This window comes from Nostoc sp. DSM 114161 (assembly GCF_052692665.1).
This window is the reverse complement of record NZ_CP195141.1, coordinates 85095-109072: the sequence shown is the minus strand read 5'-3', so window position 1 is coordinate 109072 and position 23978 is coordinate 85095. Positions and strand designations below refer to the sequence as shown.

At 41.0% G+C, this 23978-nt stretch carries 19 protein-coding genes; 11 read left to right on the top strand and 8 right to left on the bottom strand.

Annotated features, from left to right (window positions below):
* Positions 1-4: 4 nt before the first annotated feature.
* From NSTC745_RS00430 to NSTC745_RS00410, 5 genes are all read left to right on the top strand, one after another.
* The gene (locus NSTC745_RS00430; protein WP_445635412.1) at positions 5-550 is read left to right on the top strand and encodes a GNAT family N-acetyltransferase; all 546 of its coding nucleotides are present in this window, start codon (positions 5-7) and stop codon (positions 548-550) included.
* Positions 551-703: 153 nt separating this feature from the next.
* A complete protein-coding gene (locus NSTC745_RS00425; RefSeq protein WP_445635411.1) occupies positions 704-2860 on the top strand; it encodes a polyribonucleotide nucleotidyltransferase in 2157 nt (718 codons plus the stop codon).
* A gap of 1183 nt (positions 2861-4043) precedes the next feature.
* Complete coding sequence (gene egtD / locus NSTC745_RS00420) at positions 4044-5018, top strand: L-histidine N(alpha)-methyltransferase (RefSeq protein WP_445635410.1); 975 nt, start codon at positions 4044-4046, stop codon at positions 5016-5018.
* Between the two features lie 175 nt (positions 5019-5193).
* Complete coding sequence (gene ovoA, locus NSTC745_RS00415) at positions 5194-6540, top strand: 5-histidylcysteine sulfoxide synthase (protein WP_445635409.1); 1347 nt, start codon at positions 5194-5196, stop codon at positions 6538-6540.
* Positions 6541-6758: 218 nt separating this feature from the next.
* Complete coding sequence (locus NSTC745_RS00410; RefSeq protein ID WP_445635408.1) at positions 6759-7253, top strand: DUF427 domain-containing protein; 495 nt, start codon at positions 6759-6761, stop codon at positions 7251-7253.
* A 255-nt stretch (positions 7254-7508) separates the two neighbouring features.
* Here NSTC745_RS00410 and NSTC745_RS00405 read toward each other — a convergent pair whose 3' ends face one another.
* From NSTC745_RS00405 to ilvC, 4 genes are all read right to left on the bottom strand, one after another.
* Positions 7509-7841: a XisI protein gene (locus tag NSTC745_RS00405; protein ID WP_445635407.1), complete on the bottom strand. Its 333-nt coding sequence runs from the start codon at positions 7839-7841 to the stop codon at positions 7509-7511.
* Positions 7832-8239 carry a XisH family protein gene (locus NSTC745_RS00400; RefSeq protein WP_445635406.1) on the bottom strand — a complete coding sequence of 136 codons (408 nt, stop codon included), beginning with the start codon at positions 8237-8239 and terminating at the stop codon, positions 7832-7834. The genes NSTC745_RS00405 and NSTC745_RS00400 overlap by 10 nt, the downstream gene beginning before the upstream one ends.
* 85 nt (positions 8240-8324) lie before the next feature.
* Positions 8325-9860, bottom strand: coding sequence for a glycine betaine ABC transporter substrate-binding protein (locus tag NSTC745_RS00395; RefSeq protein ID WP_445635405.1), 1536 nt, complete (start codon positions 9858-9860; stop codon positions 8325-8327).
* 85 nt (positions 9861-9945) lie between these two features.
* Positions 9946-10941 (bottom strand): ketol-acid reductoisomerase, encoded by a 996-nt coding sequence (gene ilvC / locus NSTC745_RS00390; protein WP_096537123.1) that lies wholly within the window; start codon positions 10939-10941, stop codon positions 9946-9948.
* Between the two features lie 391 nt (positions 10942-11332).
* On the opposite strand from ilvC, the gene NSTC745_RS00385 reads away from it, so the two are divergent.
* From NSTC745_RS00385 to trxA, 4 genes are all read left to right on the top strand, one after another.
* Positions 11333-12694 (top strand): NAD(P)/FAD-dependent oxidoreductase, encoded by a 1362-nt coding sequence (locus NSTC745_RS00385; protein ID WP_445635404.1) that lies wholly within the window; start codon positions 11333-11335, stop codon positions 12692-12694.
* A 731-nt stretch (positions 12695-13425) separates the two neighbouring features.
* Positions 13426-13956, top strand: a complete 531-nt coding sequence (locus tag NSTC745_RS00380; RefSeq protein ID WP_445635403.1) for a YdcF family protein — start codon at positions 13426-13428, stop codon at positions 13954-13956.
* Between the two features lie 184 nt (positions 13957-14140).
* A complete protein-coding gene (locus NSTC745_RS00375; protein WP_096537126.1) occupies positions 14141-15304 on the top strand; it encodes a GuaB3 family IMP dehydrogenase-related protein in 1164 nt (387 codons plus the stop codon).
* A gap of 403 nt (positions 15305-15707) precedes the next feature.
* Positions 15708-16031 carry a thioredoxin gene (gene trxA, locus NSTC745_RS00370; protein WP_096537128.1) on the top strand — a complete coding sequence of 108 codons (324 nt, stop codon included), beginning with the start codon at positions 15708-15710 and terminating at the stop codon, positions 16029-16031.
* Between the two features lie 156 nt (positions 16032-16187).
* Here the strand turns inward: trxA and NSTC745_RS00365 are convergent, their stop codons facing one another.
* A complete protein-coding gene (locus NSTC745_RS00365; protein ID WP_445635402.1) occupies positions 16188-16781 on the bottom strand; it encodes a MarC family protein in 594 nt (197 codons plus the stop codon).
* A gap of 216 nt (positions 16782-16997) precedes the next feature.
* Here NSTC745_RS00365 and NSTC745_RS00360 point away from each other — a divergent pair, with 216 nt between their 5' ends.
* Positions 16998-17810 carry a carbon-nitrogen hydrolase family protein gene (locus NSTC745_RS00360; RefSeq protein ID WP_445635401.1) on the top strand — a complete coding sequence of 271 codons (813 nt, stop codon included), beginning with the start codon at positions 16998-17000 and terminating at the stop codon, positions 17808-17810.
* A 340-nt stretch (positions 17811-18150) separates the two neighbouring features.
* On the opposite strand, the gene fba is transcribed toward NSTC745_RS00360, so the two are convergent.
* The 3 genes from fba to NSTC745_RS00345 form a co-directional block, all read right to left on the bottom strand.
* Entirely contained in the window at positions 18151-19230 is a 1080-nt protein-coding gene (fba, locus tag NSTC745_RS00355) for a class II fructose-bisphosphate aldolase (RefSeq protein ID WP_445635400.1), read from the bottom strand.
* A gap of 241 nt (positions 19231-19471) precedes the next feature.
* Positions 19472-20164, bottom strand: coding sequence for a Uma2 family endonuclease (locus NSTC745_RS00350; protein ID WP_445635399.1), 693 nt, complete (start codon positions 20162-20164; stop codon positions 19472-19474).
* A 207-nt stretch (positions 20165-20371) separates the two neighbouring features.
* Positions 20372-21913: a tetratricopeptide repeat protein gene (locus NSTC745_RS00345; RefSeq protein ID WP_445635398.1), complete on the bottom strand. Its 1542-nt coding sequence runs from the start codon at positions 21911-21913 to the stop codon at positions 20372-20374.
* Positions 21914-22562: 649 nt separating this feature from the next.
* Here NSTC745_RS00345 and NSTC745_RS00340 point away from each other — a divergent pair.
* Positions 22563-23939 carry an AAA-like domain-containing protein gene (locus NSTC745_RS00340; protein ID WP_445635397.1) on the top strand — a complete coding sequence of 459 codons (1377 nt, stop codon included), beginning with the start codon at positions 22563-22565 and terminating at the stop codon, positions 23937-23939.
* Positions 23940-23978: the final 39 nt, after the last annotated feature.

Genomic DNA, 23978 nt, shown 5'->3' with positions numbered 1-23978 from the left:
AATAATGGATTTTCCGATTGTTAAAGTTTTAAAATTTGGTATAAAATACGAAATAGATTATATGCATCCTCAAGAAGAGGAGGCTGTAAGAGCATTATTAAATAGTGTAATTGTTGAAGGTAAAACTTATCCTCAAAAGCAACCTCTATCCCAAGCAGAATTTTTCAGTTACTGGTTAAGCAAGGACGCCTTTGTTGTCAGGGCATCACCTGTAAATGATACACAAAAACCAAAAGAAATATTGGGAGCATTTTATTTAAAGCCAAACTTTCCTGGTCGGTGTAGCCATATTTGCAATGCTGGTTTTATTGTACAAGCTTCTTTGCGGGGTCAGGGTATAGGGCGGTTCATGGGAGAGTCGATGCTCAAGATCGCAGCACACTTGGGCTACGAGGCAGTAATGTTCAATTTAGTCTTTGAAACTAATATAGCTTCAATTAGACTGTGGCAGTCTTTGGGATTTGAGATCGTTGGGCGGATTCCCCGTGCTGCCAAACTAGAAAATGAGCAAGTGGTAGACGCACTAATGTTGTATCGCACTTTGCCTTGAAAGATGGCAATCGATGTCCTTAACTGTTGACTAATGAGTCTAAACCGTCAACTGTCATCAGTTAACTTTGTATGTACCAGAAGTCAGCCATAGTGCATAAATGTTAGGATTGCCACAGAAAGAGAATAGCGAAAGAGAAGGAAAAAAAACTGAATGGCTGAAGTTGATAAGTCAATATCCTTCGATGGACGGGATATTCGACTGAAAGTAGGCCTACTAGCTCCCCAAGCTGGTGGGTCGGTTTTGATAGAATCAGGGGATACAGCTGTTTTGGTGACGGCTACGCGATCGCAAGCCAGAGAAGGCATTGATTTTCTTCCCCTCACAGTAGATTACGAAGAAAGGCTATATGCCGCTGGTAGAATTCCCGGCGGAATTATGCGGCGCGAAGGTCGCCCACCAGAAAAAACAATTCTTACCAGCCGTCTGATAGATCGTCCTCTGCGTCCTTTGTTTCCTTCATGGTTACGCGACGACTTACAAATTGTGGCTTTAACACTGTCGATGGACGAGTTAGTGCCACCCGATGTGTTAGCAGTTACAGGTGCTTCAATTGCTACCCTCATTGCTCAGATTCCTTTTAACGGGCCAATGGCAGCCGTGCGGGTTGGGTTAGTGGGAGATGATTTTATCATTAATCCTACCTATGCAGAAATTGAAGCCGGAGATTTGGATCTGATAGTAGCAGGTTCGCCGCATGGTGTGATTATGGTCGAGGCGGGAGCCAATCAATTGCCAGAGCGAGATATTATCGAGGCAATTGACTTTGGTTATGAAGCGGTACGGGATTTAATCAAAGCCCAGGAAGATTTAGTCGCAGAACTCGGTTTACAACTAGTGCAAGAAGCACCACCAGAAGTAGACGCAACGCTGGAAAATTATATCCGCGATCGCGCCAACGACGAAATTAAAAAAATTCTGTCTCAATTTGAGTTGGGTAAAACCGAACGTGATGCCGCTTTAGATGTCGTCAAGGAAAAAATTGAAACTGCGATCGCCGAACTGCCAGACGAAGACCCAATCAAAGTTGCCGCAACTGCAAACTCTAAGGCACTTGGTAATACATTTAAAGACATTACTAAATACTTCATGCGCCGTCAAATCATCGAAGATAACGTCCGCGTTGATGGTCGCAAGCTCGATGAAGTACGTCCCGTTTCCTGCCAAATAGACCTTTTGCCAAAGCGAGTCCACGGTAGCGGTTTATTTAATCGGGGTTTAACTCAGGTATTATCTGCTTGTACCTTGGGTACACCAGGAGATGCCCAAAACCTTAACGACGATTTGCAAATCGACCAATCCAAACGCTACATCCACCATTACAACTTCCCGCCGTTCTCTGTGGGGGAAACCAAACCCTTACGTGCGCCGGGAAGACGTGAAATCGGTCACGGTGCCTTAGCAGAGCGATCGCTGTTGCCTGTGCTACCACCAAAAGAACAATTTCCCTACGTGATTCGCGTCGTATCGGAAGTTCTTTCTTCCAACGGTTCCACCTCAATGGGTTCTGTGTGCGGTTCCACCCTGGCCTTAATGGATGCTGGCGTGCCAATTATCAAACCCGTCAGTGGCGCGGCAATGGGTTTGATAAAAGAAGGAGATGAAGTCCGTGTCTTGACTGATATTCAAGGCATTGAAGACTTTTTGGGCGACATGGACTTTAAAGTTGCTGGGACGGATAGCGGGATTACAGCCCTGCAAATGGATATGAAAATCTCCGGTCTGTCTTTAGACGTTATTGCCCAAGCCATCCACCAAGCGAAATCAGCCCGCTTGCACATCTTAGAAAAAATGCTCGCTTGCATTGCTCAACCGCGCACCGAAACTTCACCCTATGCCCCACGTCTGTTAACAATCAAGATTGATTCAGACATGATTGGTCTAGTCATTGGCCCCGGAGGCAAGACTATCAAGGGAATTACTGAAGAAACTGGTGCAAAAATTGACATTGAAGACGATGGCACAGTGACAATTTCCGCTGTAGATGAGGGCAAAGCCAAGAGAGCACGTAGTATTATTCAAGGCATGACCCGCAAGCTGCACGAAGGGGATGTCTACGTAGGGCGCGTAACTCGGATTATACCAATAGGTGCATTTGTGGAATTTCTGCCTGGAAAAGAAGGCATGATTCACATTTCTCAACTTGCTGACTACCGCGTTGGCAAAGTTGAAGATGAAGTCGCAGTAGGCGATGAAGTGATTATCAAAGTGCGCGAAATTGATAACAAAGGCCGGATTAATCTTACACGCTTGGGTATCCACCCAGATCAAGCAGCAGCAGCAAGGGAAGCTGCGGCGCTAAATCGTTAAATCGATTTGGGATTTTAGATTCGAGCAATCTAAAATCCGCGATGCCTACTGTGAAGGCATCGCCGTATGCTTCTCTCAATTAATTAGACAAAATTTATTGCAGACACAAAGTAGCTAGGCGTAAATAAATTTAAAACAGAATTCAGAATTCAGAATTCAGCAATCAATTTAGTGGGAGATTTAGACCTTAAAGTCTTGATAATCCTGAATCAGCGATGAATCGATCGCTATAGACTAGGATTTTATATAATGTTTAATTATGCCTATCTACTTAAGAGAATTTTTGTATTTTAATACTACTCATAATTCAATATACTTTAGCCATATATCGAAAGCAAAAAGTAATAGCGTGGCAAGCTTAAAATAGTGCATTAGGAAAATCTTGTGGGGTGGGCATCCTGCCATTGGTGTCAACTTAACGTGAAACTCTTGCTCTAATTAACTTCTATCATTTCTTTCCTTTCTTACTTTGTGTCCTTAGCGTCCTTTGCGGTTCGTTATCACTCCATCTTTGACACAACGCAGAGAAAAAAAGTCTGTAGAAGCCACCAGGGCCAACTTTACCTTAAGTTGACACCAATGGCATCCTGCCCGCCCGTCTGTGGCGGGTAAGATACCCGCCCCACAAGAAAATTTATTGCACTATTCTAGCCCGGTCACGCCAGTAGTTTTGATTTGGCGATCGCCACCCAAGGTACAATTTTTTTAATCAACTTAACTGTAAGTAAAACGGCATAAATAAAGCTAACTTCTGAGAATTATCATTTGTAATTTGCTATATTTCATTAGTAAAGTCTAGAAAAGGGCTTACCTTGAATAATATAGTGCTGTTTATTCTCACCCACTAACTTACCGTTCTTTAATCAGTCTCGGTAAAGAAAATCGAAGTCGATTTTGAAACATTAAAAAATTTCTTAGACTTTATTTTATAACATTATAGTGAAATAAGCCTTTCACTTAAAATTAATACTTGCGATGGATGAAATTCTTCTCTAATTCAGACTGAAGAAAGAGGGCTATTAGCTGATAACTAAATTATTCAAATGAGAAATATACCACAGTATTCCGATTGGTTTTTAGTAGATAAAAATAAATTATGAATTTATTTAAAAATCACGCTTGCTATTAAATTTTAAATCTGTAATATTGAAGAATTAAATCAAGAAATCAACACATTCACATAATGTTAACAAAATCTCTAAAAATTTTGAATGACCATTATCAAGCTCTATCTAACGAGGGACAAGATGTCATTCAAGGATTAAGTCGAACGCCGAAAAGTATACCCCCAAAATATTTCTACGACGATCGCGGTTCAGAATTATTTGAACAAATATGTGAATTACCAGAATATTATCCAACACGAACAGAAGCATTGATTTTACAGCAATATGCTGATGAAATTGCTCAAATAACAGGTGCTTGCGAACTTGTAGAATTAGGTAGTGGTAGTTCTACCAAAACTTTATTTTTGTTAGATGCTTACCAAAAAATCGCCAGTTACTGTAGATATATACCCATTGATGTGAGTCGTGGTATCGTTCAATCTAGCGTATTAAAGCTGCAACAAAAATATCCAAATTTCTTTATTGAGGGTTTAATCGGAACCTACGAACAAGCCTTAGCAAAACTAGAATCAACTTTTGCAGCATCGCGGATGATTTTTTTCTTAGGCAGTTCTCTGGGAAATTTTAACCCGCAAGAATGCGATCGTTTTTTAGGGCAAATTGCTAAGACTTTACAACCAGGGGATTACTTTCTTTTGGGCATTGATTTACAAAAGCCCAAGGAAATTTTAGAGCCAGCTTATAACGATAGCCAGGGAATAACGGCTGCTTTTAACTTGAATATGCTGTCTCATTTGAATTGGCGTTTTCAAGGCAATTTTGATCTCAATTTATTCGCTCATCAAGCTATTTATAACCAAACTGATGCTCAAATTGAGATGTATCTGCATTGCCAAAAGAATCATCAAGTATCTTTAAAAGCATTAAATTTAGAAGTTTCATTTACAGAGGGAGAAAGCATTCTTACCGAAATTTCGCGCAAGTTTGATTTAGCAATTATGCAAGAACAACTAAAGATACACGGACTTAAGACACTGAAGACTTGGACAGATCCGCAAGAATGGTTCGGGTTAATTCTTTGTCAAGCTTAAGAAAAAGGGAATAGGGTAAATTTCAATACAGCTTACATCAGCCAAAAATCCTCATGTAAAGACGCGAACAATTGCGTTTTCACGAGCCGAATTATTCCCAGAAGTACTGGCTCAAACTTTTGTCTTTGACACGCTACGCAAACGCAAAATCTAAAATCCAAAATTGTTTGACAGCATGAGTAGTCTACAATCTACTAAACCTCCAAAACTGGATAGCTGTAATTCTCAAGTTATTTTCGATTACTTTGAGAATGCTTGGCAACTAGAAGATGTTTTAATGAAAAGTCTAGTTGGGGAGGATACATTTTATATCAATCCCGACCCTTTGAGAAACCCTCTAATTTTTTATCTGGGACATTCGGCTGTTTTTTACATCAATAAATTAATTCGCGTTGGGTTATTAGAAAAACGCCTAAATCCAGAGTATGAAATTTTGTTTGAAATTGGAGTCGATCCAGAGAAACCAGAGGAATTGAATGAAGCGATCGCTCATTTCAATTGGCCCTCTTTAGCCCAAACTTGGGAGTATCGAAAACAAGCATATTCCATCATCTCAGAAGTAATTAAAACAACTCCAATTACTTTGCCAATTCATCCCGATTGTCCCCTTTGGGCATTAATGATGGCAATTGAACACCAACGCATTCACATTGAAACTTCTTCGATGTTAATTCGCCAACTACCAATTGAAAGAGTAAAACGTCCTGCAAATTGGAAATATGCTGCTTTTAATGGTTACACCCCTCACAATGAAATGATAGAAGTTCCTGGTGGGATGGTAAAACTTGGTAAAGCCTTTGACGATCCGACTTATGGATGGGATATTGATTATGGCGATCGCACTGTTGAAGTTCAATCTTTTTTCGCCAGTAAATATCTAATTACCAACGCCGAATTTATTTATTTTGTCAAGGCTGGTGGCTACGAACATCCAGAATATTGGGATAAGGAATCTTGGAATTGGAAAACTCAAAATAACATCAAACATCCGAAATTTTGGCTACCTGAAAATGGTAGTTATAAATATCGAGCTATGTTTGATGAAATGGAATTACCCTTAGATTGGCCAGTGGAAGTCAATCACTATGAAGCGATGGCTTATTGCCGTTGGCAAGGTGAAGATACTCGCTTAATGAGTGAATCAGAATATCATTTAGCAACTTACGGCAATAATTTCTCAGAAGATATAGACAATTACAATCTCAATTTTAAATTTGGTTCGCCAAGTCCAGTTGGAACCTTAGAAACAGCTAAAAGCCACTCTGGTTTATACGATTTGCGAGGCAATGTTTGGGAATGGTTGAGCGATAATTTAAATCCTCTTTCCGGATATAAACCTCATTATCTCTACGAAGATAATTCTGCTATCTTTTTTGACACCAAACATCACATGATGTTGGGAGGATGTTGGATAACTAACGGTACAGAAGCTTTAAAATATTATCGCAATTGGTTCCGCCCTAGTTTTTATCAACACGCAGGTTTTAGGATTGTCCGAAATATAGCAAGCAACAAGCAATAAGCAAAGAAAGTTTTTTGGTGCTGCGGTTTTACCATCAGTTTATTTCCTAAACTATGCTTCAACTGCTATAACAACGAATGGCCGTACCCTTGAAGTTTACAGATGGTATCCCCTACTGATGACAATGCATATTTAATTTTTGGAGATGTTTATTGATTCTGAATTCTGAATTCTGAATTCTGTTTTCATCACAACTTAAAAACAGGAGCTTATTAACCATGAGAGCAAATCCAATACCACCACAACCCGGTCAAGAATCAGTTTGGGATTATCCGCGTCCGGCTCGTTTAGAAGATACTAATAAACAACTGCGGGTAATTTGTAATGGTATTGTTTTGGCAGAAACTAATAAAGGTAAAAGAGTTTTAGAAACAAGCCATCCTCCAGTCTATTACTTTCCCCCTGAGGACGTTAAAGTAGAACACCTGATTCAAACGCCCAAAAAAGGCTTGTGTGAATGGAAAGGGCGATATCAATATTATGATGTCAAAGTTGGCGATAAATATCTACAACATGCAGCTTGGGCATATTTTGACCCCACCCCTAATTTTGTTTCCCTTGAAAAATACTATGCTTTTATGCCCAATTTAATGGATGCTTGTTATGTCAATGACGAGTTAGTAACACCTCAACCTGGCGATTTTTACGGAGGATGGATTACTACTGATATTGTCGGGCCATTTAAAGGTAGTCCGGGAACAATGTGGTGGTAATTCTAATACAAAATTAGAGGCTATTTATTCTTTACCCCCTGACTAAAATCAAGGGGTTTTTGCATATATTTTATAGCACTTCCAGTAAATCTTAAGTTGAAAGACGAAATAGAGTAGCATTTTTGCTGCCAAGATTGAGGATAATTGCAGCAGCGATCGCTTTTGTTGATTTAATTTTAGCAGGAGCGATCGCTCCTTTTTCTTAACTACTCACTACAAATAAAACAAACACTCTCTTCTTCGCTTCCTAAAAGCTTAATGGGTAGCAAATTCGGTAAATTTCCGCATATAAGGAGAGTGAAAGGCCAATACTATATCTTCTTTAGGTACACCTTGTTGCAACAATAGTGTAGCAATGCCAACTTCAGTACCATCATGCTGTATCCAGATTTTGCCGTCTTTAATATCAATATGGATACTGCATCCATGTGTCCGATAATTATTGCGCCAACCAGTATGTAATAAAAGGTAGTGGTCGCGCTCAGTATCTAAAACGGCTTGAGTCTCAATTTCCTCTGGGTGAAATTGGCTCTGCGATCGCTCTACAATTAAATTTTGAATGATTTGACGATATTGTTCTACTGCCATTGAACAACGATCTCCTCTTTTTCATCATAAACTAATAAATTAATTTTAGTTCTCTCTATTACTGAGCGCGTAAAACGACGTTGAAAAAATGATTTATAAATTGAGTCAGGAACAGCCAGATAAAGTTTTCTTTGGGGATCGAATTCCTCAAGAGCAAATTGGTAGTTAATAAATTGTCCTAAAGCCGTATGAAATTCGGAAACATTCGATCCACCAATAAAGCTTTTGATTTCGACAGCAATTTTCTCACCTGCTCGTTCGGCAGCTAACATTTCTGCTGCTAAGTCTATTTCAAAATCAACATCCCCAATGCTTACTTGATAAGGGTCGTCCGTAATCGTCCACCCTTCTTTCTCTAGAGCAGTTCTAACTGAATTGTGAAAACGATCCTTAGCCATTCAACTTTTTTGACTATTAACCTTAAAACATAATCGACATTTCCATTTTAATCTCAAAAATCAAATATCAGTTTTATATTCCCATTTAACTGACCAGTTTCTTAGACTTCAACCACTCATGCACAACTTCTTCAACAGGACGAGATTGATTATCAACCAGGTAATTCATTTTTTGCATTTCTTCAGTGGAAATTAGCCCAGCTAATTGATTGATAGCTTCTCGTAATTCTGGATATTTTTCTAGAATTGCCTGATTAAAAACAGGCACAGCTTCATAAGGTGGAAAATATTTTTTATCATCTTCTAAAATGACTAAGTTCAAAACAGCAATCAAGCCATCTGTAGAATTACCTGCTATCAAATCTACTTTCTTTTCTTTGATAGCTTGATATATCAGTCCTAACTCCATTTGTTGGGGAGGTTTGGTAAATTTGAAGCCATAAGTTTTAGCTAACCCTGGATAACCATCTTGTCGGCCCAGAAATTCATAACCAAATCCTGCCCGCATTTGAGGTGTATATTTAGCAGCTTCTGAAAGGGTTTTAATCTGCCACCGTTTAGCATCTTCACTGCGAATAATCATAGCGAAGGTGTTGTTAAACCCCAAAGGCTCCATAACTTCTAATTTAAATTTTTGGTTGTAGTCTTGTTTGACTTTTTGATAGACTACTTGGCGATCGCTAATAGGTTTTTGTTTCAAAACAGATGTTAAACTCGTTCCTGTATATTCTATATAGCCAGCAATTTGCCCTGCTTTTAACGCTTCATGGCAAATAAAAGTTCCACCTAAATTTAAGCGTCTATCAACCCTTAATTTAGTATGAGATTCAATTTGTTGAGCTAGTAGTTCACCTAAAATAAATTGTTCGGTAAAATTTTTGGAACCAATAATAATTGTTGGTGGTGTTAGCCAATAGGTAAAGGTAATTAATCCGGCAATTAATAACATTAATATACCGAAATAAATGCCTGTTTGACGATTAATTTTTATACTTTTTTCACTTTGCTGCGTCAGGTTTTTTTCTAACCATCCCAAGGTAAAATCAGCACCTAACGCAATCAAAGCAGCGGGTATTGCCCCTGCTAAAATCAGCTGATTATTAAGAGTAGAAATCCCCCGAAAAAGAAACACCCCCAAACCCCCGCCGCCAATAGCTGCCGCAATGGTAGCAATTCCCACAGAAATAACAGTTGCTACCCTAACTCCTGCCAAAATCACCCCTAAAGCTAGAGGAATTTCTACTTGAAATAGCAATTGCCGGTCTGTCATTCCCATCCCTCGTCCCGCCTCTATAATTGCCGGCTCAACGCTATTAATACCGATATAAGTATTCCGAATTACTGGGAGCAAAGCATAAAGAATCAAGGCGACAATCGCAGGAACTTTGCCAATTCCGCCAAGAAATGGTACAGAAATCAAAAACCCAAAGATAGCTAAACTAGGAGTGGTTTGAATAGCATTAGTTAAACCTATAATAGGTTGGGCGAGTTGCGGTTGGCGAGTGATAAATATGCCTAAAGGAATGCCAATAGAAACCGCCACCACCATTGCAATTACAACTAATATTAAATGTTCTCCAGTGCGGAGGATAATTTCTAGGAAATATTGGCTGAAAAACACAGTTATCTCCTGATATGGTTGAGGGATAAATCAAAAGACGCGATAAATCGCGTCTCTACAAAAGATTGATTCTGAATTCTTATTTTTAAGCTTTTTTCAACCAGCTAAACATCGCGCGTAAATCTTTACCAACTTCCTCAATTTTGTGTTCGGCTTCTTTGCGACGCAAGGCAGTAAATCCTGGTTTACCAGATTGGTTTTCTAACACAAATTCTCGCGCAAATTGCCCAGATTGAATTTCGCTGAGAATCTTCTGCATTTCAGCTTTGGTTTGTTCGGTGACAATTCGCGGGCCGCGGGTATAATCACCATATTCAGCTGTGTTAGAAATGCTGTCGCGCATTTTCGCTAAGCCGCCTTCCACAACCAAGTCAACAATCAACTTGACTTCATGGAGACATTCAAAATAAGCCAATTCTGGTTGATAACCAGCTTCTACCAAAGTTTCAAATCCGGCTTTGATTAAAGCACTTAAACCACCGCACAATACTGCTTGTTCGCCAAATAAATCAGTTTCAGTTTCTTCACGGAAAGTAGTTTCGAGAATACCCGCACGAGAACCACCGATACCTTTAGCGTATGCCATTGCGCGATCGCGTGCCTGACCGCTAGCATCTTGATAAACTGCAAACAGCGCTGGTACACCTTCCCCACTTTCATAAGTCCGCCGTACCAAATGCCCGGGCCCTTTTGGTGCCACCATCACCACATCTACATTCGCTGGCGGTACAACTTGCCCAAAATGAATATTGAAACCGTGGGCAAAGGCTAACACATTCCCTTCTTCTAAATTCGGTTCAATCTCGTTTTTATAAATCGTTTTTTGGACTTCATCAGGTAACAAAATCATAATGAAGTCAGCAGCATTAGCCGCATCGGCAACATTTTTCACAGTTAACCCAGCTGCTTCGGCTTTCGCCACTGACTTACTGCCCGGATATAGTCCCACAATTACATTCAAACCACTATCTTTTAAGTTGAGAGCGTGGGCATGACCTTGGGAACCATAGCCGATAATAGCAATAGTTTTTCCGCTCAAAAGGTCTAAATTGGCATCTTCGTCATAATACATCCGGGCCATAGAAGCATCTCCTGTCAGCAAGCATCATTAAATTGGCAGGCTTTTGATTGTACCTCAAATTGTGTAGTGAAAAACTACGGAATGGGGAATGGGGACTAGGGACTGGGGACTGGGGAAGTTTTTTCTAGTCCTCATGTCCCTTGATTTTTAAATTTGCATAAATACGTTATCAATCGCCGATAAATCTACACAATAAATATTTTCAGTATATTTAGGAGATAAAAGTTACTTTACTAATCAAAATATTTCTTTCCCAATTCCTAGTCCTTAATCCCCAGTCCCCAGTCCCTATTATTATAAATGTAAAAAAAAATACAAATTTATGATGACAAGTTTGAGATAAATTTGTTAAGAATAGTTACAGCAGTCGTCGCACAGAGAAATATTTCTTATGGTAAACTCACTTGACAAGAACCCAATCCATCAAGTTGTCATTGTTGGCGGTGGTTTTGGTGGACTTTATGCAGCAAAAACACTCGCTAAGACAGCAGTAAATGTTACTTTAATCGATAAACGTAACTTTCATCTATTTCAACCCCTGCTGTACCAAGTTGCTACAGGCGCTTTATCTCCCGCTGATATTTCCTCGCCTTTGCGTTCTGTACTGAGTAAGAGCAAGAATACAAAAGTGCTTTTGGGAGAGGTGAATAATATCGATCCAGAAGCACAAAAAGTAATTGTCGGTAACGAAGCAATACCTTACGATACATTGATTGTTGCCACGGGTGCGAAGCATTCGTATTTTGGCAAAGACAACTGGGAAGAATTTGCCCCTGGCTTGAAAACTGTAGAAGATGCTATAGAAATGCGTCGCCGGATTTTTATGGCATTTGAAGCCGCAGAAAAAGAAACCGACCCAGTAAAACGCCGTGCCTGGTTAACTTTTGTAATTGTTGGTGGTGGCCCTACTGGTGTAGAATTAGCGGGAGCGATCGCCGAGTTGGCAAATCAAACTCTCAAAGAAGATTTCCGCAACATCGACACTTCAGAAGCCCAGATTTTGCTGTTAGAAGGACTGGATCGAATTCTGCCGCCATTTGCACCAGAATTATCACAAGAAGCCGAAGCATCTCTGACGCGCTTGGGAGTGGTTGTCCAAACAAAAACATTAGTAACTAATATTGAAAATGATATTGTCACCCTCAAACAAGGGGATGAAGTCAAAAAGATTGCCTCAAAAACGGTATTATGGGCAGCAGGTGTGAAAGCTTCGGCAATGGGAAAAGTGCTAACAGAACGCACAGGTGCCGAATGCGATCGCGCGGGACGTGTCATCGTCGAACCTGACTTGAGTATTAAGGGATATCCGAATATTTTTGTAATTGGCGACTTGGCGAATTTTTCCCACCAAAACGGCAAGCCACTACCCGGTGTTGCGCCTGTAGCCAAGCAAGAAGGAGAATACGTCGCAGAACTAATTCAAAAACGGCTTGTAGGTCAAACTTTGCCAGCCTTTGCTTATGTCGATCGCGGTAGTTTAGCGATGATTGGGCAAAATTCGGCTGTGGTGGATTTAGGTTTTCTCAAGCTCAAAGGCTTCTTTGCGTGGGCATTTTGGCTATTAATTCACATTTATTTCTTAATTGAATTTGACAACAAATTAGTAGTAATGATTCAGTGGGCGTGGAACTATTTCACCCGCAATCGTGGAGCTAGATTAATTACAGGTCAAGAATCAGTCACGCACTTAGAAATTAGCGATCGCAACACTTATTACACATCAGAGACTAATAAACAGCCAGTAAATGTCTAAATTCGTCGTTGCCTAAGCGTTACCCAACAATATTTCGTTAATGTTGGGTTTCATCCTTCCTCAACCAAACCTACCCCAGGTTTCGTTTTTAGTCTTATTGGGATTTTCGCACCCCAGGCAAGCACTACCACATTAAATAGTTCTTCAACTACGCCATCCAAGTGCAGCTAATGGACGATTTCGCCATTGCTAATTTTAATTAGCATCAGTCTGTACTGGGTGACGTTATTTTGCGTACTTTAATAAAATTGATACCAAGCTGCAATCAAATGTAGTATTGCCCCCCTGCTTCCCCTGCTCCCCCTGCCTCCCCTGCTCCCCCTGCTCCCCCTGCTTGCCCAAACTAATATTTTTGAACGCAACTCGGTATGAGATGCTCCCACTCCTTCAACAATCGAAGCATAGTTTAGGACATAAACTGCTCCTAAAACCCCTACACCCGAAGACTTTCTTTGCCTATTGCTGTTGCCTGATATATAAAGTGGTTGAAACCCTTTGATGGATCGGCAGATACAGGTTAGGATAATCCATCAATTAGAGGAATATCTCAAAGCAAAGCGCACTTAAGCGCGTTGCAAGACAAAAATTGCCCAAATATCAAGTTTGGGTGGGTTATTTGGGGAGGTTGCCACTCTACTATTTTTGTTTTTAGCTACAGAAAATTTCGACTCAGTAAATTAAGTTATCGAGCCTTGAATAAGCTACTCTTTACAGGTAAATCTTGGAAATTTATGGCTTTTTTCCTACCGCTAGTCATGTGGTGGGGATACAAAGAAGTACAAAACCTATTTGTACAGCCGCAAGCCGTTATAGTGTTGGGTGGTTCGACGAGACGTTTAGAGCGAGAGAAGTTTACCGCAGAATTTGTGCGTAAGCATCCAAATATACCAATTTGGATTACAGGGGGCAGTCCAGCAAAGTATACACAACGGGTATTTAGTAAAGCTGGTGTCGATCCTAAACGCTTACACTTGGACTATGAAGCAGTTGATACAGTTACTAATTTTACAACTTTGGTAGATGATTTGCAAGCTCGTGGGATCAAGAGTGTTTATTTGGTTACTTCTGACTTTCACATGCGTCGGGCTTGCGTCATCGGCGAAATTATTTTAGGTAGTCGGGGTATTTATTTAAAACCAGTGCCAGTTCCTTCAGAAACTCCTCCTGAATCTATTGAAAAATCTGTTCGAGATGGTGCTAGAGCCATACTTTGGTTAGTAACTGGTTACACTGGTGTCGATGCAGCTAAAACTAAACAGTAAATATTGGGCATTGGGCATTGAGCATCGGGCATTGGGCAATGACTAATGACTAATGACTAATGACTAATGACTAATGACTAATAACCAACCTAATATAGTTCGAGATATAGTTCGAGAAAAAAACGCCCCAACTTCACCCACAATTTGATACCCTAGCTTAAACAGATTTGAGAAAAGTTAAAGCGTGGAAATTCAACTTGGGCGGGGAAAAACAGCTCGCAGAGCTTACGGAATAGATGAAATTGCTCTAGTCCCCGGTAACAGAACACTAGACCCCAGTTTGGCAGATACTAGATGGCGTATTGGCAATATTGAGCGAGAAATCCCGATAATTGCTAGTGCAATGGATGGCGTAGTAGATGTTCGCATGGCTGTACGTTTGTCGCAGTTAGGAGCATTAGGTGTCCTCAACTTAGAGGGGATTCAAACTCGCTATGCTGACCCAGACCCAATATTAGATCGCATTGCCTCCGTGGGGAAAGATGAATTCGTTGCCCTGATGCAAGAACTCTATGCCGAACCAATAAAACCGGAATTAATAGAAAAACGTATTCAGGAAATTAAACAACAAGGTGGCATTGCGGCGGTGAGTGCGACTCCAGCAGGAGCCAGCAAATATGGCGAGGCAGTAGCAAAAGCCGGGGCAGATTTATTTTTTGTGCAGGCTACGGTGGTTTCTACAGCGCACTTGTCACCAGAGTCTTTAGTGCCGCTTGATTTAGCAGAATTTTGTCGTTCAATGCCTATTCCCGTGGTGTTGGGGAATTGTGTAACTTACGAAGTCACTTTGAATTTGTTAAAAGCTGGGGCAGCTGGGGTACTGGTGGGAATTGGCCCTGGTGCTGCTTGTACATCTCGTGGGGTGTTGGGTGTGGGCGTGCCACAAGCAACTGCGATCGCTGATTGTGCTGCGGCACGAGATGATTATTTCAAGGAAACTGGTAATTATATACCCGTCATCGCTGATGGTGGTTTAATCACTGGTGGCGACATTTGTAAATGTATTGCTTGTGGTGCTGATGGTGTGATGATTGGTTCCCCCTTTGCCAGAGCCGCCGAAGCCCCAGGACGAGGTTATCATTGGGGCATGGCAACTCCCAGCCCAGTCTTGCCCCGTGGCACCCGCATTCGCGTTGCCACCACTGGCAGCCTAGAGCAAATACTCGTTGGCCCAGCAGGACTAGATGATGGCACTCACAATCTTTTAGGTGCCTTAAAGACCAGTATGGGCACCTTAGGAGCGAAAAATATTAAAGAAATGCAACAGGTAGAAGTTGTGATTGCTCCTTCCCTATTAACCGAGGGCAAAGTTTACCAAAAAGCTCAGCAATTAGGAATGGGGAAATAAAATTAGGGAATGGGGCAGGGGGAGAGGGGCAGATGAGGGAGATAGGGAAAAGGTTAAAGGGTAAAGGGTAAAGGCATAAATTTAACCTTTCCCATTGCTCAATGCCCAATGCCCAATGCCCAATGCCCTATTTGCAACATCAAATTATTAAAAAAATTTTCCAGGCCCCTAAACAATTCCTGGAAAAATCCTATATGTCGCCTACAATAGAAATAGCGGAGACGCATGTTTCCGTTCACTCCTCACACCACACTCCGCCCGGACTACTGTTCGGGCGGTTCCTTATGTTTATGAATAAAATCTAAAGCTTCTTTGCAAATGTACATCCTTTACTCCGAAGCAGATGTTTTTGCTATGGTAGAATTTTCACGAAGCTCAGATATATTTGGCGAAGGTTTTAGGCATGTCAGCAGCCGCACAAGTTACGGATTCTACTTTTAAGCAAGAAGTACTCGACAGCGAAGTACCCGTTTTAGTTGACTTTTGGGCACCCTGGTGCGGACCATGCCGTATGGTAGCTCCTGTTGTCGATGAAATCTCCGAACAGTACAAAGGTCAAATAAAAGTCGTAAAGGTCAACACAGATGAAAATCCTAATGTTGCCAGTCAGTACGGCATCCGCAGTATTCCCACATTAATGATTTTTAAGGGTGGACAAAAAGTGGATATGGTAGTCGGCGCCGTGCCCAAAACTACATTATCTAGCACTCTGGAAAAGTATCTTTGAAACTCAATTGGCAACAAAATCCTCTTGAGTTATATATACTGTTGTCACTTTAAGTTAATTTTTGCAAACAAGTTTGAAAGGCTTAAATTCCCCGTCTTTCAAACTTGTTTACATTTGTACGTAATTTAAGAATGTTTTAATATTTGTAGGAGTTTTCTAGCCCAAAAACAACTCCTTAATGCCTGTACTACCAATTTCCACCGCTAGAGCTGCTAACAGAAAACCCAAAAGCTGAGTTACAATCACTCCACCTTCTGCACCAATCCATTGGTCAATCAAATTTGCCAAACGCAAAATCAACCAAGTAACAAACATCGCAGCTAAGATACCTACGACGATACTCAGATGGGGACTGTGTGATTTCGACATCAACAACATTACCGTCGTCAAAGTCCCCGGCCCTGCTAGCAGAGGTAAAGCTAGTGGAGTAATTGCCACATCGCGTCCTTCCTCAATAATTGGCCTATCTAATTCTCCCCGGAGCATTTGCAAAGCAATTAGCAGTAACAATAATCCTCCTGCTACTCGCAAAGATCCAATACTGATTTCGAGATAATTCAAAATTATTTGTCCAGCAAAGGCAAACAGCAAAAGAACTGCGATCGCGACGATAATTGCTTTATCTATGACCTTGTTTCTTTCTTCTGGCATCATGCCCTTAGTCAAAACTAAAACAATCGGTATATTGCCCACAGCATCTGCCAAGACAAACACAGCGATAAATGTCTGAATCAGAATAGAGATATCCACTAGCTGCTAGCTTTAGGAAGGGTTTGCTCACAACTTAATCTCAATCTTGCTCGGTTTGCTAGAACCTAGAGGAAGATTAAAATAAAGAATGTGAATAATAAGTTTGTTCAAGAAAAGCAACAAGTCATGGATTTCTAATTAAGTTTCACAGATGCTGAAGTAGCGATATATTTTGATAATCTATTTCCCATAAATCAACTATTCGTTGTTGAATCTATGAAGTCTTATTTAGCCGCCGCTATTCAATTAACCAGTGTGTCCGATCTGCAAAAAAATTTGGCACACGCAGAAGAATTAATAGATCTTGCCGTGCGTCAAGGTGCTGAATTGGTAGGTTTGCCAGAAAACTTTTCTTTTATGGGAGAAGAAAAAGACAGACTCGCCCAAGGGGATACCATCGCTATTGAAAGTGAAAAATTCCTCAAAAAAATGGCTCAACGCTTTCAAATTACCATTTTGGGCGGCAGCTTTCCACTTCCAGTAGATAATACAGGCAAAGTTTATAACACGACTCTACTCATCGATCCAAGCGGTCAAGAACTTTCCCGTTACTACAAAGTACACTTATTTGATGTTGATGTCCCTGATGGTAACACCTATCGCGAATCCAATACTGTTGTAGCTGGTACGCAACTACCCCCCGTCCATTTTTCAGAAAAACTCGGTAATTTAGGGCTTTCTATTTGTTATGATGTGCGCTTTCCAGAACTGTATCGCCATTTAGCAGATAAGGGTGCCGATGTGTTATTTGTTCCCGCTGCCTTTACCGCCTTTACAGGCAAAGACCACTGGCAAGTATTATTACAAGCAAGAGCCATAGAAAATACCGCTTACGTCATTGCTCCCGCCCAAACAGGCAACAACTACGGCCGCCGTCAAACCCACGGACACGCTGTGATTATCGACCCTTGGGGAGTCATTTTAGCGGATGCTGGAGAAAAACCGGGAATTGCGATCGCAGAAATCAAACCCACCAGACTCGAACAAGTCCGCCGTCAAATGCCCTCTTTACAGCATCGGGTATTTTAATGAGGGGCAGGGGGGCAGGGGAGCAGGGGAGGCAGGGGAAAAGGTTAAAGGTTAAAGGGAAAAGGAATAAATTTAATCTTTCCCCTTTTCCCCTTTCCCCTTACCCCTTCCCCATGCCCCATTCCCGATGCCCCATGCCCAATTCTGATGAATAAAACAAAAACTGGGTGACCTCAATGCCACCCAGTTTATTTATCTCAATATTAAAATTCTCACTTTTGTTTGAGATAGAACTAATTTTGCCCTTATTTGTAAATGAAAGGAATTAGGAATTAGGAAGATTCTAGTAAACGGTTTTTTACCCAGTCTCTAGTTCCCAATCCCCAGCCCCTTTTATTGATTAAACTTTGGCAGCTGATTTGGTAACAACGTTGAGTTCGCCTTTAGCATACTTAGCAGCAAAATCTTCCAAAGAAATTTGTTTAATCTTGCTTGCGTTGCCAGCTGTACCAAACTGCTGATAGCGTTCAGCACAAACCTTCTGCATATATGTAATAGAAGGCTTGAGGAAGTGACGGGGGTCAAATTCCTTGGGATTTTTAGCTAAAGCTTCACGTACCGCTGCGGTAATTGCTAGACGGTTATCAGTGTCAATATTTACCTTACGTACACCGCTCTTGATGCCTTTTTGGATTTCTTCTACAGGTACGCCGTAGGTTTCAGGAATTGCACCACCATATTGGTTAATCAGCGCCAGTAAATCTTCTGGTACAGAGGAGGAACCGTGCATTACCAAGTGGGTGTTAGGTAGACGGCGGTGAATTTCTTCAATGCGGCTGATGGCTAAAATTTCCCCAGTCGGCTTGCGGGTAAACTTGTAAGCACCGTGGCTAGTGCCAATGGCGACTGCCAAAGCGTCTACTTGGGTTTGCTCTACGAAATCAACTGCTTGGTCGGGGTCAGTCAATAGTTGGGAGTGGTCGAGTGTTCCTTCAAAACCGTGACCATCTTCAGCTTCACCAGCACCAGTTTCTAGAGAACCCAAACAACCGAGTTCACCTTCAACGCTGACGCCCAAAGCATGAGCTACATTTACGACTTCGCGGGTAACACTGACGTTGTACTCGAAGCTAGCGGGAGTTTTAGCATCAGCTTCCAAAGAACCATCCATCATCACGCTGGTGAAGTTGTTCTTAATTGCTGAATAGCAGGTAGCAGGAGCATTGCCATGATCTTGGTGCATGACAATGGGAATCTGAGGATAGGTTTCTACCGCTGCTAAAATCAGGTGGCGCAGGAAGTTTTCTCCAGCATAAGCACGAGCGCCACGAGAAGCTTGTAAAATTACGGGGCTATCTGTCTCTACAGCAGCCTTCAGGATTGCTTGAATCTGCTCCAAATTGTTAACGTTGAAAGCTGGGATGCCGTAACCGTTTTCAGCCGCGTGATCCAACAGCAGCCGCAGTGGTACAAGCGCCATAGATAGTCCTCCTAATGTGGTTGTCAGCTAGTCGGTGTGAGAGAAGCGTAATAATCACGCTAAATCTTAAGAGTTTTTTCAACTTATAGGAAATTATAACTAGTGTTGTGTGCTTATGTTGAAAAAGTTTAAGCTAAAGTTACTATAAATAGTATGCCGTATAGTGCTGTGCACTCAGGTACCTTAAAGCTAAACGCTTTGGTAGCCTTGTATGCCAAATGATCGAGCAAAGGCGATCGCTTCAGCCCAAATCTGTTAATTTCTCTACAAATGCTGCGTGTTCGGGAGATTGCAAGCCCGCTTGTAAAACAGTTAACACGGACTGCATATTCCCAGCTAATAACTCTGCACCCGCTAACCACAACCCTGGAAAAACCCGACTTCGCAGGATTCCACTGCTATCAGTAGGTAACTCTAGATATTCACCTTGTTCTAAATAAAACCAACTCAATTTTTCATCTAGTACTTGCCAAACGATATATTCTTTGACTCCATTGCGACGATAGGCTTGTTTCTTGGCATGGAGGTCGATGGCAACGCTACTGGCGGCAATTTCGACAATTAACTCTGGTGCGCCTTCAATATAATCATCTTCACTGAGCCTTGCTTGACCGCCCGCTTCTGGGTTGATGAGGAGAACCGCATCTGGTTGAGGTTCGTTATCTAAGTCTAGGCGCACTGTGGGTTCAACACCCAAAGCTACACCTGGTGTAGCGACTTCATAAGTACCTAGCCATGTCAGAATCCAACCGTGCGGTTGACCGTGACTTCTAAAACGCAAAGCAGCAGGCATGATATAGACAATTCCCTCAATTAATTCGGCTTTTTTCAAGTTAGGCATGGCGTTATACCGCCGCTCAAATTCATAACGGGTGAGTTTGTCGCCATTTTCCAACAAGGGAATTGTTTGATGTTGTGGAGGTGTTTTTACCATAATGATGGTATTTGGGATTAGTCTATGCCTATCTTACCGAATTGCAGAAATTCAGTGTTTATCAAGTTAATTGAACTACCTTAAGTCTTCAAATCCTTTGGCGTTATTTTTTGATTTTGTATGTGAGATAATTACCAAAATCAATTTCTGAAATTTTAGAGTTAGAAGCTTTTTTTGTTAAATTCGAGTCAATCTATCAAACGAGCCTCAAGCACGAAAACCATTTCTTAACATAGTTTGCAACCATTTCAGAGCGTCTTTAACCTCCCCATGAGCAGGGTAAAGCAATTGCTGACTCATGGCGTTTCGATAAGCTTCGATAGCTCCTAACTCATCCCCCAATTGTTCTAAGGCTCTCCCTTGCCAGTAATGAGCTGCGGCTGGGTCAAATTCCATCAATTTTTCGGCTTGCAGGCAAGCTTCTTGCCAATACCGCCGACTCGCGGCATTATTTCCTAAGGCTCGATAACTCTCCCCAAGCCAAACTAGCCCAGGTAAAGATTGTAAATAACCTCCTTTTTCTGCTAAAAACTGCCATCCTTGCACTAACGTCTCTACCGCTTCTCGGTGTTTTCCGGCCAATGCCAAAACCCGTCCGTGACAAAACCAAGCATCAGCTAATTGGGGTTGAAGTTGCGTCGAACGAGCAGAGACACTACACCCCCACTCAATTTCTTTGAAGCTTTCTACCAGCGTTCGCCCCGCCGTAGCCCAAGCACTCCAGCGTTCGGGAAAACGGCGAAGCATTTCTTGTGCCAAGGGATACAGTTCATTTAATCTTCCCGCAGCAGGCAAAATATCGCACAATGCTCGATAGATTTCACAATCATTGGGATACAAATGATAAGCTTTCAAAATTGCCTCGGCCGCTTTTTCGTTTTCTCCTGTTTCGGATAAAGACCGCCCATAATAATACCAACCAGTAGGATTATTGGGGTATTTCTCGGTAAAATGTGCTAAAATTGCTACCCCTTGCGCCCAATCTCCTCGGAAAATGTGATAGTATGCTAGGGATTTGTGGAATTGGGCTGCATTTGGCGCTTGTTGCAGAGCAGATGCGATCGCATTTTTTGTCTGTTTGCCTTGTTCGCCTAATACCAATCTCATCCGGCAACGCTCATCTAACTGTCGTTGAAGTACTTGGAAATCGTCGGGGGCTAATTTTACAACTTTGCTCAATTTTTCCTTAGCTGCCTGAAAGTTCCCCATCGCTATCAGGGCGTCATAGCTGAGAATCAAAGCAACAATATCATCTGGGTTGAGTGACAAAACTGTATCAAAGGCTTGCAAAGCTGCAACAGTATTCTCTATTGCCATATGCACCTGTCCCAAAGCAAGCCAGTGAACTACTTTGTCAGGTTCTAAGCAAGCAGCAGATTCAAGAGCTTTAATTGCCTTTTGATTATCACCTTTGCAAGCTTCAATTAATCCATGTATGTGCTGCCGATTTGCTTCATTACTGGACAAGGGCAAAGCATTCTCATAAATCTCTATTGCCTCTGTCTGTCGTCCCATGAGGTGCAAGATTTTTGCCAGTTGTAGCCGCGCGTCAAGCAATTGGGGCTGTAGCTCAATTATTTGGCGATATTCGTCAATAGCTTGCTCCCATCGTCCCATCGCATAAAACAACTTAGCTAATTCCAAGCGTTTTTTCCATCCTTGGGGATACTGTTGCATGTACTTACTTAATGTTTTGAGTTTGGGATCTTGTTTAATTGGTTTTTCATCTAAGAGTAGGCAAGCATTCATCTTTACCGCAGAGAATTGGGAGAATACCAAGAGTGTGGTAAGGTTTCTATACATATAGCGGTTACTTTATGTAACTGTTGGAGGCTTTGAAAACTATTTTTCATAGGTTAATTAACCTGATATTATGTAATCTCAAGATAATTCTGTTCGATATTGACCGCGCTCACTTAAACTGTGGTGAGTCTCTGGCAAGAAGTGTTGAGTACAGTAAAAGTTACTTTCCCAACCAGGGATTAACTATATTTCAATGTAGTTGTTTGTATTCAAAAATGGAACCTATAAATCTCATATAGATTTCATATACTTTTGCTTAACCGCTAAAGAAACCCTCTCAGTAGCGAATGAGGTGCAAGCAAAGAAGGTGTTTGTGTAATTGCTAACGGATGGCGAACTATGAGTGGATCTGCTGTCAAGAAACACTTTTAATGGAAAGTCGAAAAAGAAAATGTTTCATTTATAGCGGGTGGTGGGTAGCTGACATGCAATATTAAGTTGCATCTTGTCAATGACCAAAATCACTTGCTCTGATTTATGATTTGACAATATATAATTTTGGGCGATCGCCTTTCCTCAGCTACTTCTAAATTAACAAAATAGTTTCTTCTATCTCTAATGAGCGTCAACACCTAGCAGTTATGTTTGAACTTTTATGACAATAGATTTTATCCTTGATATTCTTAACCGCAAGCTAGTAGAAATTCAAGAAGATCCTCTCCATTCCACAGAAATTTTAGTTTTACAGGGTGTATGTGAGAACAAAACCTATGAAGAAATAGCTCAAGAACAAAGATATAGCTGCGGCTATATTACCAATGTTGTTGCTCCACGATTGTACCGCAAAGTTTCTTTACTTTTCGGCAGGCGTGTTAACAAAAAAAATTGTCGAGTCATACTGGAATCTTACATAACAGAACAAACTACACCGATAACAAACTCAATTAAATTAAATTCTCTAGAATTGGATTTGAGGGAAGATGTACTTCCTTGTTATCCGAGTGGTTCAGTTCCTCTTAACTCACCATTTTATATAGAACATCCTAATATTCAGAAATCAGCGTATGCAGAGATTACAAAGCTAGGAGCATTAGTACGGATTAAAGCTCCAAGGGAAATGGGTAAAACTTCATTAACGCTGAGGATTTTAGATTACGCAGAACGCATAGGCTACCGTACAGTTAGCTTAAGCCTCGAACAAGTCGATCGGACAATTCTCAGCGATGCCAATCTATTTTTGCGGTGGCTATGTGCCAATATTACCCAACAGCTTCAGATGGAGCAAAAACTAGATGAATATTGGAATAAAGATTTTGGTAGTAAACTGAGTTCTACTTTTTATTTGCGGAATTATGTACTAAATCAAATTAATACTTCTTTGGTTTTAGTCTTAGATGAAGTCAACTATATTTTTGAGCATCCGGAAGTAGCAAAAGATTTTTTTCCTCTGTTGCGTTCGTGGTTTGAAGAAGCCAAAAGATGTAAAATCTGGCAAAAGCTACGCTTAGTTGTGGTGCATTCAACAGAAATTTATGTTCCTTTACAACTTCAGCAGTCGCCTTTCAATATTGGGTTGCCAATTCAGTTACCAGACTTTAATTTAGGCCAGGTGGGGGACTTAGCTCAACGTTATGGTTTGAAGTGGTCTGATGGTAAGGAAGCAAAGCAATTAATGAAAATAGTTGGGGGGCATCCAGCGCTAATACATATTGCATTATATTATTTAAGTTCTCAAAAAATATCTCTAGCACAATTACTAGAAACTGCTCCTACGTCCAGTGGAATTTATGCTCATTTTTTGCAGCGACATTTGACAGTATTGCAAGAGCAACCAGAATTAGCGATCGCTCTGTATAATACAATCAATTCTAGCGAACCTATACCATTAGAACCGATTACTGCTTACAAGTTAAATAGTATGGGGCTGATTAAGTTAGATAATAATAAAGCAATACCTAGTTCTCAACTATATCGGCAATATTTTCAATCACTCTCTGTTGATGAAAAAAGACAGGTAATATTTACTAACTAGCAGTTGAAATAATTTTAGTTATTGTAGTTTTTGAGGAAA

Excerpts from the sequence above, each read along its gene's own strand:
- egtD (WP_445635410.1), top strand. The coding sequence starts at position 4,044 with ATGTTAACAAAATCTCTAAAAATTTTGAATGACCATTATCAAGCTCTA.
- NSTC745_RS00400 (WP_445635406.1), bottom strand. The coding sequence starts at position 8,239 with ATGGCTAAGGATCGTTTTCACAATTCAGTTAGAACTGCTCTAGAGAAA.
- NSTC745_RS00360 (WP_445635401.1), top strand. The coding sequence starts at position 16,998 with ATGAAGTCTTATTTAGCCGCCGCTATTCAATTAACCAGTGTGTCCGAT.
- NSTC745_RS00345 (WP_445635398.1), bottom strand. The coding sequence starts at position 21,913 with ATGAATGCTTGCCTACTCTTAGATGAAAAACCAATTAAACAAGATCCC.
- NSTC745_RS00430 (WP_445635412.1), top strand. The coding sequence starts at position 5 with ATGGATTTTCCGATTGTTAAAGTTTTAAAATTTGGTATAAAATACGAA.
- NSTC745_RS00425 (WP_445635411.1), top strand. The coding sequence starts at position 704 with ATGGCTGAAGTTGATAAGTCAATATCCTTCGATGGACGGGATATTCGA.
- ovoA (WP_445635409.1), top strand. The coding sequence starts at position 5,194 with ATGAGTAGTCTACAATCTACTAAACCTCCAAAACTGGATAGCTGTAAT.
- trxA (WP_096537128.1), top strand. The coding sequence starts at position 15,708 with ATGTCAGCAGCCGCACAAGTTACGGATTCTACTTTTAAGCAAGAAGTA.
- NSTC745_RS00350 (WP_445635399.1), bottom strand. The coding sequence starts at position 20,164 with ATGGTAAAAACACCTCCACAACATCAAACAATTCCCTTGTTGGAAAAT.
- NSTC745_RS00385 (WP_445635404.1), top strand. The coding sequence starts at position 11,333 with ATGGTAAACTCACTTGACAAGAACCCAATCCATCAAGTTGTCATTGTT.
- NSTC745_RS00340 (WP_445635397.1), top strand. The coding sequence starts at position 22,563 with ATGACAATAGATTTTATCCTTGATATTCTTAACCGCAAGCTAGTAGAA.
- ilvC (WP_096537123.1), bottom strand. The coding sequence starts at position 10,941 with ATGGCCCGGATGTATTATGACGAAGATGCCAATTTAGACCTTTTGAGC.
- NSTC745_RS00380 (WP_445635403.1), top strand. The coding sequence starts at position 13,426 with ATGGCTTTTTTCCTACCGCTAGTCATGTGGTGGGGATACAAAGAAGTA.
- fba (WP_445635400.1), bottom strand. The coding sequence starts at position 19,230 with ATGGCGCTTGTACCACTGCGGCTGCTGTTGGATCACGCGGCTGAAAAC.
- NSTC745_RS00410 (WP_445635408.1), top strand. The coding sequence starts at position 6,759 with ATGAGAGCAAATCCAATACCACCACAACCCGGTCAAGAATCAGTTTGG.
- NSTC745_RS00405 (WP_445635407.1), bottom strand. The coding sequence starts at position 7,841 with ATGGCAGTAGAACAATATCGTCAAATCATTCAAAATTTAATTGTAGAG.